General features: G+C 29.5%; 19 protein-coding genes. 8 read left to right on the forward strand and 11 right to left on the reverse strand.

What is annotated here, in order from left to right; genetic code table 11:
- Nucleotides 1-19 precede the first annotated feature (19 nt).
- Both DZ68_RS0105230 and DZ68_RS0105235 read right to left on the reverse strand, forming a co-directional pair.
- Nucleotides 20-1,168, reverse strand: a complete 1,149-nt coding sequence (locus DZ68_RS0105230; RefSeq protein WP_024787589.1) for a cell wall metabolism sensor histidine kinase WalK — start codon at nt 1,166-1,168, stop codon at nt 20-22.
- On the reverse strand, nt 1,161-1,829 hold the full coding sequence (locus DZ68_RS0105235) for a response regulator transcription factor (RefSeq protein WP_024787590.1): 669 nt from the start codon (nt 1,827-1,829) through the stop codon (nt 1,161-1,163). The genes DZ68_RS0105230 and DZ68_RS0105235 overlap by 8 nt, the downstream gene beginning before the upstream one ends.
- An 87-nt stretch (nt 1,830-1,916) precedes the next feature.
- Here DZ68_RS0105235 and tsaD point away from each other — a divergent pair, with 87 nt between their 5' ends.
- Nucleotides 1,917-2,897: a tRNA (adenosine(37)-N6)-threonylcarbamoyltransferase complex transferase subunit TsaD gene (tsaD, locus tag DZ68_RS0105240; protein ID WP_024787591.1), complete on the forward strand. Its 981-nt coding sequence runs from the start codon at nt 1,917-1,919 to the stop codon at nt 2,895-2,897.
- Between the two features lie 36 nt (nt 2,898-2,933).
- On the opposite strand, the gene rpsU is transcribed toward tsaD, so the two are convergent.
- Both rpsU and DZ68_RS0105250 read right to left on the reverse strand, forming a co-directional pair.
- Nucleotides 2,934-3,146, reverse strand: coding sequence for a 30S ribosomal protein S21 (rpsU, locus tag DZ68_RS0105245; RefSeq protein ID WP_024787592.1), 213 nt, complete (start codon nt 3,144-3,146; stop codon nt 2,934-2,936).
- 41 nt (nt 3,147-3,187) lie between these two features.
- Complete coding sequence (locus tag DZ68_RS0105250) at nt 3,188-4,060, reverse strand: AEC family transporter (RefSeq protein ID WP_024787593.1); 873 nt, start codon at nt 4,058-4,060, stop codon at nt 3,188-3,190.
- Between the two features lie 280 nt (nt 4,061-4,340).
- Between DZ68_RS0105250 and DZ68_RS0105255 the strand changes: the two genes are divergently transcribed.
- The 7 genes from DZ68_RS0105255 to DZ68_RS10465 all read left to right on the forward strand — a co-directional run bounded on the left by DZ68_RS0105255 (nt 4,341) and on the right by DZ68_RS10465 (nt 13,044).
- Nucleotides 4,341-5,972 (forward strand): CTP synthase, encoded by a 1,632-nt coding sequence (locus DZ68_RS0105255; RefSeq protein WP_024787594.1) that lies wholly within the window; start codon nt 4,341-4,343, stop codon nt 5,970-5,972.
- A complete protein-coding gene (recJ, locus tag DZ68_RS0105260; protein WP_024790869.1) occupies nt 5,960-7,594 on the forward strand; it encodes a single-stranded-DNA-specific exonuclease RecJ in 1,635 nt (544 codons plus the stop codon). Before DZ68_RS0105255 ends, recJ begins: the two co-directional genes overlap by 13 nt.
- A complete protein-coding gene (locus DZ68_RS0105265; RefSeq protein WP_024790870.1) occupies nt 7,591-8,055 on the forward strand; it encodes a Crp/Fnr family transcriptional regulator in 465 nt (154 codons plus the stop codon). Before recJ ends, DZ68_RS0105265 begins: the two co-directional genes overlap by 4 nt.
- Nucleotides 8,048-9,355: an APC family permease gene (locus DZ68_RS0105270; RefSeq protein WP_024787597.1), complete on the forward strand. Its 1,308-nt coding sequence runs from the start codon at nt 8,048-8,050 to the stop codon at nt 9,353-9,355. Before DZ68_RS0105265 ends, DZ68_RS0105270 begins: the two co-directional genes overlap by 8 nt.
- Complete coding sequence (locus DZ68_RS0105275) at nt 9,333-10,037, forward strand: tRNA (5-methylaminomethyl-2-thiouridine)(34)-methyltransferase MnmD (protein ID WP_236617788.1); 705 nt, start codon at nt 9,333-9,335, stop codon at nt 10,035-10,037. Before DZ68_RS0105270 ends, DZ68_RS0105275 begins: the two co-directional genes overlap by 23 nt.
- A gap of 62 nt (nt 10,038-10,099) precedes the next feature.
- Nucleotides 10,100-11,020: a cytochrome-c peroxidase gene (locus DZ68_RS0105280; protein ID WP_024787599.1), complete on the forward strand. Its 921-nt coding sequence runs from the start codon at nt 10,100-10,102 to the stop codon at nt 11,018-11,020.
- Nucleotides 11,017-13,044 (forward strand): EAL domain-containing protein, encoded by a 2,028-nt coding sequence (locus DZ68_RS10465; RefSeq protein ID WP_024790871.1) that lies wholly within the window; start codon nt 11,017-11,019, stop codon nt 13,042-13,044. The genes DZ68_RS0105280 and DZ68_RS10465 overlap by 4 nt, the downstream gene beginning before the upstream one ends.
- Before the next feature lie 136 nt (nt 13,045-13,180).
- Here DZ68_RS10465 and DZ68_RS0105290 read toward each other — a convergent pair whose 3' ends face one another.
- Genes DZ68_RS0105290 through DZ68_RS0105320 form a run of 7 tightly spaced genes read right to left on the reverse strand, consistent with a single transcriptional unit; the run spans nt 13,181 to nt 16,948 of the window.
- Nucleotides 13,181-13,507 (reverse strand): YraN family protein, encoded by a 327-nt coding sequence (locus tag DZ68_RS0105290; RefSeq protein WP_035003149.1) that lies wholly within the window; start codon nt 13,505-13,507, stop codon nt 13,181-13,183.
- On the reverse strand, nt 13,491-13,868 hold the full coding sequence (locus DZ68_RS0105295) for a thioesterase family protein (protein ID WP_024789753.1): 378 nt from the start codon (nt 13,866-13,868) through the stop codon (nt 13,491-13,493). Before DZ68_RS0105295 ends, DZ68_RS0105290 begins: the two co-directional genes overlap by 17 nt.
- A complete protein-coding gene (locus DZ68_RS0105300) occupies nt 13,865-14,428 on the reverse strand; it encodes a hypothetical protein (RefSeq protein WP_024787604.1) in 564 nt (187 codons plus the stop codon). The genes DZ68_RS0105295 and DZ68_RS0105300 overlap by 4 nt, the downstream gene beginning before the upstream one ends.
- Entirely contained in the window at nt 14,425-14,931 is a 507-nt protein-coding gene (locus DZ68_RS0105305) for a hypothetical protein (RefSeq protein ID WP_024790872.1), read from the reverse strand. The genes DZ68_RS0105300 and DZ68_RS0105305 overlap by 4 nt, the downstream gene beginning before the upstream one ends.
- The gene (locus DZ68_RS0105310) at nt 14,924-15,778 is read right to left on the reverse strand and encodes a hypothetical protein (RefSeq protein WP_024790873.1); all 855 of its coding nucleotides are present in this window, start codon (nt 15,776-15,778) and stop codon (nt 14,924-14,926) included. Before DZ68_RS0105310 ends, DZ68_RS0105305 begins: the two co-directional genes overlap by 8 nt.
- Complete coding sequence (locus DZ68_RS10080) at nt 15,769-16,578, reverse strand: tyrosine-type recombinase/integrase (RefSeq protein WP_035907709.1); 810 nt, start codon at nt 16,576-16,578, stop codon at nt 15,769-15,771. The genes DZ68_RS0105310 and DZ68_RS10080 overlap by 10 nt, the downstream gene beginning before the upstream one ends.
- Nucleotides 16,547-16,948 carry a hypothetical protein gene (locus tag DZ68_RS0105320; protein ID WP_024787607.1) on the reverse strand — a complete coding sequence of 134 codons (402 nt, stop codon included), beginning with the start codon at nt 16,946-16,948 and terminating at the stop codon, nt 16,547-16,549. Before DZ68_RS0105320 ends, DZ68_RS10080 begins: the two co-directional genes overlap by 32 nt.
- Between the last annotated feature and the right edge of the window lie 52 nt (nt 16,949-17,000).

The raw sequence follows: 17,000 nt of genomic DNA on the forward strand, positions 1-17,000 counted from the left end.
ATATTATACCAATATTTTTTTAAATAGAGTTAAATTCTATTGTAAATTTTACACCTTTGTTTATATCAGATTCAACATTTATTTTGGCGCTGTGCAGGTTTAATATTGATTTTACAATGGCAAGACCAAGTCCGAATCCTTTGATTTTTTTGTTTCTGCTTTCATCCACCCTGTAAAATTCATCAAATATAAACGGTATCTTTTCTTTTGGTATACCTATTCCGTCGTCTTCTATAATGAGTTTTATTTTATTTTTTATTTTCTTTAATTTTAAATTTATATGTTTTGCATGATATTTTATGGAATTTTCAATTAAATTGGAAATTGCCATTTTAAGGAGAGTTTTATCCCCGTTTATAAGAAAATCATCTTCACTTATTTCCAGATTTATAGAAATTCTTTTTGAATATTTTTCATATAATTCCAATATAATGTCTTCCAAATCTGTTTGTTTGAAATCTTTTTTTGTGAAATCTTTTTTGGTTAAAAACAGCAGTTTTTCAGTTATGTCATTTATATAATTAATTTCATTTAATATAGATTTTAAAAGTTTTTCGCTGCATTCTTCTTTTTTTAAAGCAAGTTCAATTTCCCCTTTCATAATAGTCAGAGGAGTTTTTAGCTCATGTGAGACGTTTGAATTGAAAAATTTTAATCTTTTGATTGTGTTTTCAATATTTTTTGCAATGGCATCTATAAATTTATATCCTACGAGCAAAACTATAAGATAAATAAAAAATGATATTGCAAGAGATATCGTTCTTACTATTTCTATTTTGTCGCTGTTTCCTGAAATAATTGTTTTAACGCTTATTATTTTATTGTTTTTAACATAATTAAAAATAAGCATTTTTTCTATTCCGCTCGGTGTTTTTATTGTTTTTACTTCAAAACCCTCATATTTTTTTAAATTTTCGGCGGATTTGGAAAGTGTTGTTATTTTTACAAACAGTGGATAAATTTTGTATTTGTGTTGAAGTTCTATTAAATTATTTATATTATATTTTTTAGAATTTGCAATTTCCGAAGCTATTATAACAAGCCTGTCTTTTAAATGCATATTAAATGATTTGGTAAGTGCAAAAATTAAAGCCCCCTCAAAAAGGGCTATTATTATTAAAACAACCGCTGCAAATTTTATAAACAGATCGTTTCTGAGATTATTCATCACTTAATTTAAAACCCATTCCCCTGAATGTTTTTATAAGTTTTTTTTCATGGTCTTTGTCTATTTTTTTTCTTAAATGCGAAATATAGACATTAATAACATTTGAATTAATCTCTTCATCCATTTCCCACAAATTATTGGCAATCATTTCAGGAGTTACAATTTTTCCCTTGTTTATCATTAAATATTTTAAAAGCTCAAACTGTTTTGCGGTAAGTTCTATGTTTTTCCCCCCTCTTCTTACTTCTTTTGTGTCGGGGTTCAGTTCCAGATCACCCACTTTTAAAATATTTTCTTTTATATTTTTGCTTCTCCTGAAAAGCGCTTTAATTCTTGCAACAAGTTCTTCAAAATCAAAAGGTTTTGTCAAATAATCATCTGCCACACTGAGACCTTCGAGTTTATCCTCCAAATCGCTTTTTGCCGTAAGAATTAGCGCCGGCGTTAAAATGTCTTTTTCCCTCAGTTTTTTTATAAGCTCAATCCCACTCATTTTAGGCAGCATCCAGTCAACAATTAAAACATCGTATTTATTGTTTTGTGCAAGGTAATAACCTTCTTCTCCGTCTTTTGCCCAGTCTACCCTGAAATTTTCTTTTTTTAAATATTCTTTTATGTTTTCCCCAATTTTTTCATCGTCTTCAATTAACAGTATCTTCATTTTTTACCTCCTTATTTGATATGATACAATTATACATTATTTTGTTTAAAAAATCTTTAAGTTTTTTAATATTTGAAGGGAAAAAATATGATTTTAGCAATTGAAAGCAGCTGTGACGACAGCAGCATAGCTGTTGTTGAAATAGAAAGTAAAAAACTTCTGTTTCATAAAAAAATATCACAGGAACTTGAGCATTCTGTTTACGGCGGCGTTGTACCCGAATTTGCAAGCAGACTTCATGCCGAGGCCCTTCCTAAAATTTTAAATGAATGTAAAAAATTTTTTCCAAAACTTAAAGCCGTGGCGGTAACAAATGCGCCGGGGCTCAGTGTCACGCTTCAAGAAGGGGTAATGATGGCCAAAGCCCTCTCAATTGCTCTTGATTTGCCGATAATTCCCGTTAATCATTTAATAGGGCACATTTATTCACTGTTTATTGAAAAAGAAGAAGTTAAGCCTATGATGGTTTTACTGGTAAGCGGCGGTCACACAAAAATAATTAATTTCAACGGGATTGATGATATTTGTGAAATAGGCACAACTTTGGACGACAGTTTTGGGGAAAGTTTTGATAAATGTGCAAAAATGTTAGGACTACCTTATCCGGGAGGGCCTGAAATAGAAAAAATTGCAAAAAAAGGAAAGGTTTGCATAGATTTACCACTTCCCCTTAAAAATTCTTCAAAAATAGAATTCAGTTATTCCGGTCTTAAAAATGCCGTCCGTTTGGTTATTGAATCAAATAAATATAAAAAAGAAGATATTGCCGCCTCTTTTCAGGCAAAAGCAATAGAGCATCTGGTTTTTATGGCAAAAAGAGCAATTAAAAAACAGAGGCCTAAAAATTTTGCAATTGTGGGAGGGGCTAGTGCCAATCAGTCTTTAAGGAAAGAATTTGAAAAACTCTCACTTATATATAATTTCAAACTTTTTTATCCGGATATGAAATATACTTCTGATAATGCGGCAATGATTGCAAGGGCTGCAGTTGAATTATATAAAAATAATAAATTCAGTGATTATAAAGATATTAAAATTTTGCCAAGGATAGGGTTTAAGAAATGCTAAATGCCGGATGTAAGAGATATAAAAAATGAATCAAGATTATAATCTTGATTCGTAACGTCTGAGCATCCAAAGTTTTCTAAGAATTTTTTTACGGGTCGCAATTTTTTCTTTTTTGCGAGCTTCACTAGGAGGTTCGTAAAATCTTCTTTTTCTGAGTTCCACAACAATCAAGTTACGATCAACTTGTCTTTTGAATTTTCTGTAAGCAGATTCGAAATCTTCTCCCGGATGAACTACGATTCCTGGCACTGCTCTCACCACCTTTCGTTTGTTTTTAGGACGCAATTATATCAAAATAATAAATATTTATAAAGAGGCAGTAAAATAAAGGCGAGTAAAATTCCGAGTCCCACGGCAGAAATTGCCAAATCTTCCCTGAGTTTTGCCTCTATTGCCAAAACGGAAGCCATAACCATAGGAGGCATTGCACTTTCTGTAAAAGCTACCTGAAATGCGGGATTTTTGATATCAAAAAAGAAATAAATAATAAAATAGATACTAAGAGGAACTAAAAACATTTTTATAAAAAGAACCAATGAGGCCAGTTTTATATTTTTTTTAACATCCGAAAAGCTGAATCTCATTCCTATTGCCAATATTACCAAAAAGATTAAAGAATTTCCGACGGGTTTTAAAAATTCCAGATTTAAATGAAAGTTTCTTAAAAACAGAGCTGATAAAAGGGCCAAAAAAGGAGGGAATTTAAATGTGTCTATTACCATGTTTTTTATATCTATTTTTTTTTCGCTTCCATATGCCACAAACAGACTTCCAAAAACAATTAAACCGAAAAACATTATCTGATCAAAAAAAATAGCCCAGATTAGATTTTTTTCCCCAAACAGGCTTACCACCATCGGAAAGCCCAAAAAAGATGTGTTTCCGAGAGTCGTGGTTAAAAGGACGGCGGCAGATGTTTTTCTGTCAAATTTCATTAGTTTTGAAATTATAAATCCGAATGTCATGCCAAATAAAAGACTGATAAATGAAATAAAAAAAATTTCTAAAATTTCATTCGAATATTTTAAATAATAAATTTTATAAATAACAAGTGCCGGAAAAGAGATAAAAATAACAATATCTATCAAAGGTTTGGAATAGTCGTTTTTAAATATTTTAAAAAGATATCCCGCAATAAATATAATTAATATTGATATTATCAATCATAACCTTTTTTAGTACTGATTAAATATGGATAATTAAAAAACTACAAAGATAAAAATATTACAGCTCAGTGCTTCATTTTACTAAAGTATCACTCAAATTTTGCTAAAAATTGCAAACAGCTACGCAGCCCTAACGGGTTAGATGCAATTTTTTAACGCAAAATTTTTGTTAAATTCCGCAACGCTGTAATATTTTTACTTTTTCGTTATTTAGTCAGTATTTTTATGAAATTATATCTTATTTAAAAATGATATAATTTCATAAAAAAGGGACTTTATGGCTAAATTTATTTTTGTAACCGGAGGCGTGCTCAGTTCTCTCGGAAAAGGTATTACTTCAGCTTCCATTGCGACGCTTCTTCAACACAGCGGATTGAAAGTCACTATGGTAAAAATAGACCCTTATATTAATGTTGACCCGGGAACAATGAGCCCGTTTGAGCACGGAGAGGTTTTTGTAACCGAAGACGGAGCTGAAACGGATTTGGATGTGGGAAATTATGAAAGATTTTTAAATATAAATTTAGGCAAAAAAAACAATTTTACAACAGGGCAGGTTTATTTAAGCGTAATAAAAAAGGAAAGAAGAGGGGATTATCTGGGGAAAACGGTTCAGATTATTCCACATATTACGGATGAAATAAAAAAAAGAATAAAAGACGTCAGTAACGATGTCGACATTGTTGTGGTAGAACTCGGAGGGACAGTCGGGGATATTGAAGGGCTTCCTTTTTTAGAGGCGGTAAGGCAACTTAAACAGGAAGTCGGTAAAAATAATGCTATGTTTGTGCATGTTACTCTGATTCCCTATATGAAGGCTGCGGGCGAGCTTAAAACAAAACCGACCCAGCACAGTGTGCAGGAACTAAGACGTATAGGTATTACGCCTCATATGATAGTTTGCAGGACAGAAAAGCCTCTTCCTAAAAGTCTTAAAGACAAACTTGCCACTTCCACCGACATAGACAGGGAAGCCGTTATTGAAGCGGTGGATGCCCCTACCATTTATCAGGTCCCTCTGAATTTTTTTAATCAGGATATTTTAAAGCCGATTTCAGAACAGCTCGATCTTGGTGAACTGCACCCGGATATGAGTGAATGGAATTATCTTGTTAAAAAAATTATTTCTCCTCAAAAGTCGGTAAAAATAGCTTTTGTCGGAAAATACCTTAAATTAAAAGAGAGCTATAAATCGTTAATAGAAGCCTTAATTCACAGCGGCGCCCATCTTGATATGAGAGTGGAAATTGAATGGATAGACAGTGAAAATCTTGAAAAAATCAGTGATGAAGAACTTGGAAATATTTTTGCGGAAGTAAGTGGAATTTTAGTCCCGGGAGGTTTTGGTGAAAGAGGGGTTGAAGGTAAACTGATAGCCATAAAATACGCCAGGGTTAATAAAATTCCTTATCTCGGGATATGTTTAGGGATGCAGCTTGCTGTAATAGAATTTGCAAGAAATGTTTTAGGTTTAAAATACGCCAATTCTCAGGAATTCGAACCGGATACAAGCGAGCCGGTTGTGTATCTTATAGATGAATTTATAGATGCAAACGGACAAAAACAGATAAGAACACACAAATCCCCTTTGGGCGGCACTATGAGACTTGGAGGGTATGAATGTATTATAAAAAAAGATACAAAGCTTTATGAAGCCTACAAAGTGGATAAAGTGATTGAAAGACACCGTCACAGATATGAAGTAAACAATGCGTATGAAAAAGCATTGGAAGAAAATGGAATGATTGTAAGCGGTAAAAGTAAAGAAGGGCTTATCGAAGCGGTTGAGCTTAAAAATCACCCCTGGTTTGTAGGAGTTCAGTTTCATCCGGAATTTACAAATAAATTAAAATCTCCGAATAAAGTAATTATGAGCTTTGTTGAGAATGCATATAAATGCAGAATATAAATGAAAAATTAAAAGTTAAAAATAAGTTTAGCCCATCTGGCTGCTTGAAAAGCGGCCATGATGTAAAATTAAATAAAGAGCTGATAAAAAATATATTATCTTCAAGAATAGAGAATATTGATTCTATTAATATTCCCCATTTTTCTTTTTTATCAGATATCGATAAAGCAGCTGATAGAATAGTAAAAGCAATTAAAACACAAGAAAAAATTGTAATTGTCGGTGATTATGATGTTGACGGGACAAGCAGTTCGGCAATAATGAAACTTTTTTTTGAAAAAATTGGGGTTGATGTAGAAATAATTATTCCAAACAGGTTTGTTCACGGATACGGACTGAGCCCAAAAATTCTAAAAGAAATAAAAGCCGATTTGATAATTACAGTAGATAACGGGATAACCTCATTTGAAGCAGCCAAAATCTGTAAAGAGGTTGGAATTGATTTAATAATTACGGACCACCACACGCCAATAATTAATGGTGAAAGCGGTGAAAGTGGTGAAAATGGTGAATTTAAATTACCGGAGGCTTATGCCGTAATTAATCCGAAAATTTCACCTGAATTTCCTTTTAAAGAAATATGTGGGGCTGAGGTTGCATGGTATCTGTGCGCCTCTATAAAACAGAGAATGAATTTAAAAATAGATTTAAGGGAGTTTCTGGATATTCTCTCTATTGCAATAATTGCCGATGTAATGCCTTTAACACATATGAACAGAACACTTGTGAATATGGGCTTAAAAAGGCTGAATATGGCATTAAGGCCGTTTAGCAGAATTTTGGTGCGTGAATTTAAAGAAATAAACTCTGAAACCATTGCCTTTCAGATAGCCCCGAGAATTAATGCGGCCGGCAGGATGGAGAGTGCATATGCGGCATATAATTTTTTGGTGAGTAAAAGCGAAGAGGAAGCTTTTAGATATTATCTTGAACTTGACAGGCTTAACAATTTAAGAAAAGAAACGGAAAAAGAAATTATTGAATCTATTGAAGTGGAAGATGAAGATTTTATTCTTTTCTACGGTGATTTTCATGAAGGTGTTGTGGGGATTATTGCAAGCAGGCTTGTTCAAAAGTATAAAAAACCTGCAATTGTTTTTTCAAAAAAGGGTAAATTTCTTAAAGGCAGCGGAAGAAGTCTCGGAAATATCGATATTTTTGAATTGGTTAATGAATGTTCTGAAATTTTAGATGGCTTCGGGGGGCATAAAATGGCCTGTGGGCTTACAATAAGAAAAGAAAATTTTGAAAAGTTAAAAAAAGCCTTAAATGAAAAAATAAAAAAATACAGTGAGGATGATTTTTTTATAGAAGACTTTGTTTTGGGCGAACTTCCTTTTTGTGAAATAGATTTGGAACTGCTGGATATTATAAAAGGTTATGAGCCTTTCGGAGAAGCCAATCCGAAACCTAAATTTATCTCTCATGCCAAAATTGAGCATATTCAAAATTTAAAAGATAATCATTATAAACTGATTTTAAGTCAAAACGATATTTATCTGCCTGCAATTATTTTTAGATTTGACGGAGAATTTGATGACAATATAACATTTAAATTCAATTTAAGTGAAAATAATTATTACGGCAGGGAAGTCCAGCTGATAATTGAGGAGATATTATGAAAAACCATCCGATATTTAAAACGCTGAATAATGAAGAATATGAAGAGATAAAAGATTTTTTTAAGGAAAAAAGATATAAAAAGGATGAAATCCTTGTAAAAGAGGGCGAATATTCAGGTAAAGCCTTTATTCTAAAAGAGGGCGAAGTCAGTGTAATAAAAGAGACAATATATAAAAATGATTATATTATAACTGATATAAAGGCAGGAGGGGAAGAATTTTTTGGAGAGGTCAATTTAATAGACAGGGGATTTGTGAGCTCAACTATAAAAGCAAAAACCGATATTTTGGTTTTTGAAATAGAGCATAACGATTTTATAGAAATAATTGACACATATCCTACAATTGGGGTAAAAATGCTTTGGATAATTTCATATAACCTGGCAAAACATTTAAGAAAGGCGGACAGGGATATTGTAACTTTATATAATGCTTTTGTGGAAGTGGTGGAAAATGACTAAAAAAGCTCTGGGGTTTAAAGAACTTTTAGCAATCGGAATAGGCGGGATGATAGGGGGCGGAATTTTTACCATTCTTGGAATTTCCGTTTCAATTGCAGGATTTTTAGCTCCTTTTTCAATAGCTCTTGGAGGTGTTTTGGCTTTTTTTGCCGGATATGCATATGTAAAACTTGGAGTTTATTATAAGGATGAAGGTGCAACATACGCTTTTTTTAAAAGAACATTTGCAAATTCGCATTTTGCGGCGGCAATAATAGGCTGGTATACGGTTTTTGGATATATTTCAACCATTGCTTTATATGCTTATACATTTTCATCTTATTCGATAAGTCTAATGAGTTTCGGAGAAAATGAAATAATCAGAAAAATAATTGCTATTTTAATAGTATGGACTTTTGCCGCAATTAATCTCTGGAGTGTCAGGGGAATGGGGGAGGTTGAAGATGTTATTGTGTATTTAAAGCTGTTTATTTTATTTATTATTTCATTTATTCTTTTTTATTTTTCAAAATATGATTTCCATTCGTTTATAAGAGTTTTAAGCAGTGATTTTAAAAACACCCCGTTTTTGAATATATTAATGGTCTCATCCGTTACATTTGTGGCATATGAAGGTTTTCAGCTTATAATCAACGGTGTAAAAGATATGGAAGAGCCGGATAAAAATATTCCAAGGGCGATATATTCGGCAATTTTTATAGTAAGTATGATTTATTTTATTATTGCTTTAGCCAGTGTTTTATCAATTGATAAGAATGAATTAATAAGAAATAAAGAAGCGGCTCTGGCTGTGGGAATGAAATCGATTGTAGGTGAATGGGGAGGGGCTCTGGTTATTTTTAGCGCAATTTTGGCTACAACAAGTGCCATTAATTCCACTCTTTTCGGCTCTTCCCGTCAGCTTGCAAGAATTGCGGACGATGGATATATGCCAAAGATTTTAAGTTTCAGGAAAGGTACAATTCCAAGTTATTCTATTGTTACTATGGCATTTGTTGCGAGTTTACTCATTATTATAGGAAATTTAAGATTAATATTGGAATTTGGAAGTATTACATTTTTATTAGTCTCTTTTTTAATGTCTCTGGCTAATTTTAAAATAAAGGATAAGACAAATTCATCGCTCATTATTACGTTAATTTCGATGGCCGGTTTATTTATAGGCGGTGTTTTTATATTTTATTATGAATATAAAATAAATAAAATAGAGCTTGTTTTTGTATTTTCTTTATATGTAATTATAGGAATTTTGGCATTTTTTTATGCAAGGAAAAAGGTTGAAAAAGATAAAAACAGCTGACGGAACTTTTACATTAAAAAACGATAAATTTAACGAATGCTATCATTCAAGCGAGGGGGCTGTTAAAGAAAGCCTTTATAAACACATATATCCGGCTTTCAATGTTATTCAAAAAAAAGAAATTAATATATTAGATATCTGTTTTGGACTTGGATATAACACATTTTTAAGTGTTTTAAACAGACTCCAACATTCAAAATTAAATATTTTCTCCCCAGAAATGGATGAAGATTTAATTAAGAATTTAAAAGATTTTCCATATCCTAAAGAGTTTGACAGCATAAGACACATTATAAATAAAATAAGCGATAATTTTTATTATGAAGACGAATTTGTAAAAATTGAAGTGTTTATAGGAGATGCAAGGGAATATATTAAAAAATTAAGTAGTATTGATATTGTTTTTCAGGATGCCTTTTCTCCAAAAGTAAATAAAGAGCTGTGGAGTATAGAATATTTTACACAGATTAAGAATATATTAAATAAATTTGGTATAATAACTTCGTATAGCGTTGCAACACCCGTGAGGTGTGCACTGTATAAACTCGGATTTAAATTATATACACATAATACAGATGAAATAAGAAAAGGCACAATTGCGGCTTTAGTTGATCTGCCTTTTGAAAGAGTGGATTTTGAAGAGAAATTAAAAAGAGTAAATTGTTATTATTATACTGATTAAAAAAGCCTTGATTTTACGGGGGGGGGTGATATAATTGTATAAAAAACTCTTAAAGAGGATAAATGAGAAAAATTTTAATATTTTTTGTAATTGTTTTTGTTAATGCCCAGCTTCTAAAACCGATACCTGAACATATTGAATATAATAAACAAAAAGCCCTGCTTGGCAAAAAACTTTTTTTTGACCCCCGTCTTTCAATAGACAATACCATTTCTTGCGCAAGCTGTCATAATGTTTTTAAAGGAGGGGATGACAACAGACAGTTTAGTATAGGTGTACATCATCAAATAGATAAATCAATGAATTCCCCTACTGTTTTTAATGCAGTGTTTAATATAGCGTTTTTTTGGAACGGAAGGGCACCAACCTTAAAGGCTCAGGCCGAAGAGGCTAATCAAAATCCAAAAGAAATGGGAATGAACAGGGAACTTTTAGAGAAAAAGTTAAATAAAATTAGTGAATATAAAAAATTATTTAAAAAAGTATACGGGGTTGATTATATAAACTATGATTTAGTTTTTGATGCCATAGCGGAATTTGAAAAAGCACTGATTACTTCTAACTCTAAATTTGATTTATATTTAAAAGGAAAAGTAAAACTAAATAAAAAAGAAAAAGAAGGGTTTATGCTTTTTAAACGATACGGATGTATAACATGTCATAACGGAATTAATTTTGGAGGAAATTCTTATCAAAAAATAGGGGTGGTTGTGAAAGTTTATAAAATACCGAGAGGTTTAGATAGATTTTATGTAACCCATAATCCAGATGATAAATATGTTTATAAAGTCCCTACTCTTAGAAATATAGCCCTTACATATCCGTATTTTCACGACGGAAGCGTTAAAACCCTAAAAAAGGCGGTTAAATTGATGGCTTATTATAATTTGGGTATTGAACTTAATAATAATGAAACAGATAAAATTGTTGCTTTTTTAAAAACTCTAACGGGTAAAAAACCGAAAATACTGGATGAGAAATGAATTTTAAAAGATTTAAATTCACATCAGCGCAAGTATATGTGGGAATAATCGGTTTAGCTGTAATCTTAATAATATATGCTTTTAATAATTACGCAAAAAATTATTTGTTAAAAATAAATAAAATAAACAATATTTTGTTGAATATTGAAAAAGAAGAGTATAGATTAAATTATTATATACTTAAAAATTCTTTGTTTTTATATTCAAGTTTTGATGAAAATGTTTATTCTATAAAAGAAATAAAAAACAAAATAAATGTTTTAAAAGATAATTTATTAAAAATGAATGAATCTTTTATATTAAAATATCTGTTTGAATATAAAAAAGCATTTAACAAAAAGGTATATTATGTATATGAATTTCAAAAAGTTAACGCCCCTATCAAAAATTCAACTATTTTTTTGGATACACTTCTTTCAACACTTCCCGAATTAAATGTTCCTGTAAATTATAGAAAAAAAGTGGTTTATGCTGTTTCATCTGTATATTTGGCTAAGTTTACAAATGATATGTCTTTAATAAAAAATATTAATATAAATTATTTTAAAAAAATAAAATTTAACAATAAAAAAGCTAATCTTTTTAACCAATCTTTAATCTTACATATAAATGTAATTTTAAATAATTTGAGTAAATATAATATCTATTTAAATAAAATCCTGAATTCAGACAGTATTGAAAAACTGCATAAGTTAAAACAAAAGTTTTTAATAATTTCAAATATACAAATCAACAGTTTCACAATTATAGGATATTTTGGAATTTTTATATTGTTTGCCTTATTTGTGGCATTGATAATTTTAATAGGAATGGTAGAAAAAGATAAAGACCTTTTATACGAACTTGCATATATTGATAATGTTACAAATATTTATAACAGAAACAAATATTTGGAAGACCAGAATAAATTTAATGCGATTCTTCTTTTAAATATAGACGGCTTTAAAAATATAAATGATTTATACGGAAGGGAGAGAGGTGATAAAATATTAATGGAAGTTGCGGATTTTTTAAAAAAATTGGATAAAAATGTTTATAGAATAGTTGCAGATAATTTTGCAATTCTCTCAAAAGATAAAAATTTAGTTGAAACCTATGTTAAAACTATAATGAATACATTTGAGTATGTAAATTATTCTGTGGATGAAAAACTTGATTTTCAAATTTCACTCAGCGCTGCAATAAGTGAAAAAAAACCGCTTTTAAAAACAGCTGAAATTGCCCTTCATTATATTAAACAAAACAAAAGGTTAAAATTTATTGAATATAATGATAATTTAGATAATTCTGAAAAAATTAAAAGAAATATAAAAAAATCCACCATTTTGTCCAATGCCATTAACAATAACAGGATTATTCCGTATTTTCAGCCAATCGTGGATGTTAAAACAGATAAAATTATAAAATATGAAGTTTTAGCCAGAATTGATAATAACGGAAAAATAGAATCAATTTTTCCTTATCTTGAAATAGCAAAAGAAAACAGAATGTACAGGGAAATAACCAAAATTATAATTTCCAAAGCCTTTGAAATGCTTTATAATAAAAATATATATTTTTCTGTCAATTTATCCATTGAGGATATTTTAGACGCCGAAATTATCTGGTTTTTAAGAAAAAAATTCAGAGAATTTAAAGGAATTGAAAAGTATCTGACTTTTGAAATTCTTGAAAGTGAGGCAGTCAAAGATTATAAACAGGTTGAGAAATTTATTAAATTAATGAAAATGAAAAACATCTCTTTTGCAATAGACGATTTTGGAAGCGGATATTCAAACTTTGCACATATTATTAATTTAGATATAGACTTTATAAAAATAGACGGGAGTCTGATTAAAAATATCGATAAAGACAGTGTTTCCAAAACTGTGGTGGAATTGGTGGGTCTTTTTGCAAAGAGGGAAAACATAAAAACGATTGCGGAATTTGTTCATAATAAAGAAGTTTTTGAAATTGTCAAAAATTTAGGTATTGACTATGTCCAGGGCTATTATTTGTATGAGCCTTTACCTGAGCCTATATAATTTGACATAAATTTTACAAATTTGACATATATTTTATAAACTTAATAAAAAATTAATCTTTTTTAATTATAATTCTAATCCCCCCTTTTTCATCCTTTCTCCTTTTTTAATTAAAAGGTTGCTCCCTTTTGGGAGCTTAAAATGTAATGTTTTGAATAAATTCAATATCGTTTTTTATAATAATTGCATCTATACAAAAAGCGGAGTTTATATTGTGCTTTTTTAAATATACATATGCAGATTTTATAATTCTTTGAAGTTTGGCGGGCGTTATATTGTAAACAGGCTCAAAATTTTTACCGCTCTTTACTTCTATAAAATGAAAAACACTGTTTTTAAAAGCGATGATATCTATTTCTCCGAATTTTGTGTAAAAGTTTCTCTCAATTATTTTAAAATTGTTGTTTTTTAAAAATTGGGCGGCTTTTTGTTCGGCAATATTTCCTTTAGTTTTTGTATTCATGCAGTATTTCCAGATGGTTTTGCGGAATGCGTGAGGGTTTTGAATTTTTAATATATGCGAGTGTAACAAACATTTCAAAAATTTTTTTATTTTCTTTAAATATTGAATGCATAACTTTTAATTTTACTTTTCCTATTTCTAAAATTTCGGTTTTTATTTCTATTATGTCTCCGAGTTTGGCACTTGAGAGAAAAACGGCGTTTATATCCTTTACCACATAACCTTCCTCTTTTTCAAAAAAAATGCCTTTTTGGAAGAAAATTTCACTTCTTGCCTCTTCACAGAACGTTATATAATTTGTATGATATACAATTCCGCCTGCATCGGTATGGGAATAATAAATTCTTTTTTTATATTTCATTTTTGTTTTTTAATTTTATATTGCTCTATTTTAAAAGTAAGTGCAATACTTTCTTCTTTTTTTTCAAAATTTACAGGAAAATATGCCCTTATCACATATTTATAATCTTTCAGGGCGTCTAAAAAGTCATAAAAATTTTTGGGGTTTTTTATAACGGCGTCAACCATGTAAGATGTTTTCAAAAAAATGTTTTGGTAAGCGGAGGAGTTGATTTCTTTAATATTTAATATATTCATATATTTTGAAGCAAATGATTTAAAATTTTTTTTATTAAAATCTCTTTTCAGGGCTAAAATTACTTTTTTGTTTTCTTTTTGAAATTTTTTAAGTGTCAATGATTTTTCTAAATAACGGTTTTTTAAATGTTCAAATTCGGTTTTTGTTTTATAATATTCGTTTTGGTTTTTTTTGAAAATTCTAATAGACGGGGCTATAATTAAGCCGATACTAAATAATGTTAAAACAATAAATGATGTAAAAAAAAGAAAATTTTTTATAACATCTATTCCGTATATTTTTATTTTCGGTATTTTAAAAGAGTTGATTTTTGGTAATTTCATTGTTTACTCTTTAAATAATTTTCGGATTTGAATCTGTACCAGCCGTTTGGCATCTGGTAAAAGTAGGTTTTTGTTTCATTAAAAATAGATTCAAGAGGCGGAAGCATTAAAATATTATATATGTCCTTACTCGGGGTTATTCCGTAAAGTACAAGCCTGTTTTTGTCAAATTCGCATGAACTAAGGGTAATCGGGTCGGGTATTAAATCAAGCAGGTTCTTAATGCTTTGTTTTAAAAGTGAGTTTTTAACCATAATGTCTTCATACAGTGTTTTTTCTTTTAAAATAAATGTTTTTTGTTTTTGAATATTTGTTAATTTAGCGTTTAAATTTATAATTTCTTTTTGAAATGTATCGGTGTCTTTTTTAAAAATATATGCTTTCAGGCTTAAAAACACTCCAAACAATATATAAAGACTCAGGGAAATAAAAATAAAAACAAGCCATAATTTTGTATCTTCTAACAAGAGCGGTTTTTGTTTCGGTTTTGTAAAACTATACATTTTTCCTGCTTATTTCGTTTATTGTTTTTAATATGTCGAAATTTTCTTTTTTAGCTTCAATTAAAAGCATATCTTTTATTATTTGTGTAACATCATCGTTTAAAATACCGCTGTCTAATATAACAATGTTTTCAATAAAATCTTCAGAATAATTGTTATAATATTCTTCAAGCGATGATTTTATAAAATTGACAACATCCATTTCAATTCCTGTTTTAATTTCTTTTTCTTCAACTTCAGGAATGTCTTCTATTTTATCTAAATCTTCTACCATACCATCATCATCGTCTATTTCTTCTATTATTTCGTCGTCTGTATTTTCATTGTTTTCTTCGAACATCTCTTCTATTTTTTCGTAAATATCGGAATAAACAGGAATATTTTTATGATAAATCAATACATAAAATTTTTCTTTTGTAATAATTACATATAAAGTGTTTGTTTTTTTTGCGGCTTTATAATCAATAAGTGAAAAAATTGAATAAATAAAATCGAGATTGAATCTTTTTAATTCCATTAAATCAAAAATAGAAGCATATACGGCAAATTTATTGTTTATACAGATATATTTAATGTTTTCGGTTTCTATGCCGAATTTGGAAAATTCTTTTTTTTCGCATGTGGGAATAACGCCCTGGTTTATAGTCTGTATCACGGAAGAGAGATATGTTTGGGGAATATCCTGGGATAATTCTTTCATTTTATTTATTAAATCTTTTTTATTTTCGAATTCAAATCTGTTTTCTTCCAATAATTTATTGTTTTTATATATTTCATTTAACATTTTATAATTTTCATCAAAATAAAAAGAAATATACTGTTTTTTTATAAATCTTTTTAAGAACATAACGGATGTGCTTTCATGTAATTTTTTAATTTCAAATTTGAACTTAATTTTGTATAAATCTGGGTGGTTGAAATAAATTCATGCCCCAGCAGTTCGCTTACATCGTTTATTCTGGCACCTTTATTTAGTAAATAAGTGGCAAACGAATGTCTTAGCTGATGAGGCGTTACATGAATGCCTGTTTTTTTAAAAGCTTTTTGAATAATATATCGTAATTTGCTTTCCCCTAAGGGAACGGAATTTTTTTCAAAAAGATATTCTTTTTTCGGATTTATTTTTAAGAATTTATTGATAAAATCTTTAAGTTTTGGATGAAGCGGAAGTATTCTTGTTTTATTCCCCTTGCCTTTTATTTCTATCCATTCCCCTTTTATATCGTTTAATTTTATATTCGCAGCTTCGCTTATCCTGAGTCCCAGGGAGAAAATTACGATAATTGCTAAATATTCTTCCATATCGGCTATTTTTAAAACCTCTTTTATTTTTTCGATGCTAATGGGTTTGGGAAGGGTTTTTGGCACTTTTATATGCTCATCCCCTATAAGTTTGTATTTAAACCCTTCACTTTGTAAAAATTCAAAAAAACTTCTGATGGCGGATATTTTTTTTGCTATGGTTTTTTTATTTAAAGAGGCAATATGCAATCTGTATGGCGTTATATCTATTTCATTGTTAATTATTTCAATAAAATTAATTGCCTCTTTGAGTGTGCTTTCATATGTCCTTAAAGTCTCTTTTGATTTTGTTTTTTCAATATATTTTAAAAATTTATTGGATTCTTTTTGCAAAAACGTTTTCATACAATTTTTTCCCCTTCCTGTACATCTTTTGTGCCTTTTTTTTTAAACTTTCTGGTAAAAGAAGCGATGGTGTCAATGTTTTATATTCGTCTATTATAATTTCAAGCATTATTTTTACTTTTTCCCTGTCCTGTTTTGTAATATTTTTTTTGTTTGCAATTTCTTCTATTCTTTTAAAATAATTAACTGCGTCATTTATATAATTTTGCCATTCGTTTGCAATTTTGGACTGTGTGTAAACTGTAAACGCCATTCTGTTATATGGTTCTAAGATATATGCTTTTTTTGCCAAAAGCTCGGCTTTTTTATAATCGCCGATTTCAAAAAAATATTTAGCTTCAAATGAAAGCCTGTATGAATCGTTTAACATATAATAAATAAAAACTCCTAAAATAATTATACCAAGAAAAACAAGAATTTTT

Origin of the sequence: Lebetimonas sp. JS085, from assembly GCF_000523295.1 — a bacterium.
Classification (GTDB): domain Bacteria; phylum Campylobacterota; class Campylobacteria; order Campylobacterales; family Nautiliaceae; genus Lebetimonas.

Coding starts and splice junctions, on each gene's coding strand:
- DZ68_RS0105295 (WP_024789753.1), bottom strand. CDS start 13,868: ATGAAATATAAAAAAAGAATTTATTATTCCCATACCGATGCAGGCGGA.
- DZ68_RS10465 (WP_024790871.1), top strand. CDS start 11,017: ATGAATTTTAAAAGATTTAAATTCACATCAGCGCAAGTATATGTGGGA.
- DZ68_RS0105230 (WP_024787589.1), bottom strand. CDS start 1,168: ATGAATAATCTCAGAAACGATCTGTTTATAAAATTTGCAGCGGTTGTT.
- DZ68_RS0105270 (WP_024787597.1), top strand. CDS start 8,048: ATGACTAAAAAAGCTCTGGGGTTTAAAGAACTTTTAGCAATCGGAATA.
- DZ68_RS0105255 (WP_024787594.1), top strand. CDS start 4,341: ATGGCTAAATTTATTTTTGTAACCGGAGGCGTGCTCAGTTCTCTCGGA.
- DZ68_RS0105280 (WP_024787599.1), top strand. CDS start 10,100: ATGAGAAAAATTTTAATATTTTTTGTAATTGTTTTTGTTAATGCCCAG.
- DZ68_RS0105310 (WP_024790873.1), bottom strand. CDS start 15,778: ATGTTCTTAAAAAGATTTATAAAAAAACAGTATATTTCTTTTTATTTT.
- DZ68_RS10080 (WP_035907709.1), bottom strand. CDS start 16,578: ATGAAAACGTTTTTGCAAAAAGAATCCAATAAATTTTTAAAATATATT.
- tsaD (WP_024787591.1), top strand. CDS start 1,917: ATGATTTTAGCAATTGAAAGCAGCTGTGACGACAGCAGCATAGCTGTT.
- DZ68_RS0105290 (WP_035003149.1), bottom strand. CDS start 13,507: ATGAATACAAAAACTAAAGGAAATATTGCCGAACAAAAAGCCGCCCAA.
- DZ68_RS0105265 (WP_024790870.1), top strand. CDS start 7,591: ATGAAAAACCATCCGATATTTAAAACGCTGAATAATGAAGAATATGAA.
- DZ68_RS0105300 (WP_024787604.1), bottom strand. CDS start 14,428: ATGAAATTACCAAAAATCAACTCTTTTAAAATACCGAAAATAAAAATA.
- DZ68_RS0105320 (WP_024787607.1), bottom strand. CDS start 16,948: ATGTTAAACGATTCATACAGGCTTTCATTTGAAGCTAAATATTTTTTT.
- DZ68_RS0105305 (WP_024790872.1), bottom strand. CDS start 14,931: ATGTATAGTTTTACAAAACCGAAACAAAAACCGCTCTTGTTAGAAGAT.
- DZ68_RS0105235 (WP_024787590.1), bottom strand. CDS start 1,829: ATGAAGATACTGTTAATTGAAGACGATGAAAAAATTGGGGAAAACATA.
- recJ (WP_024790869.1), top strand. CDS start 5,960: ATGCAGAATATAAATGAAAAATTAAAAGTTAAAAATAAGTTTAGCCCA.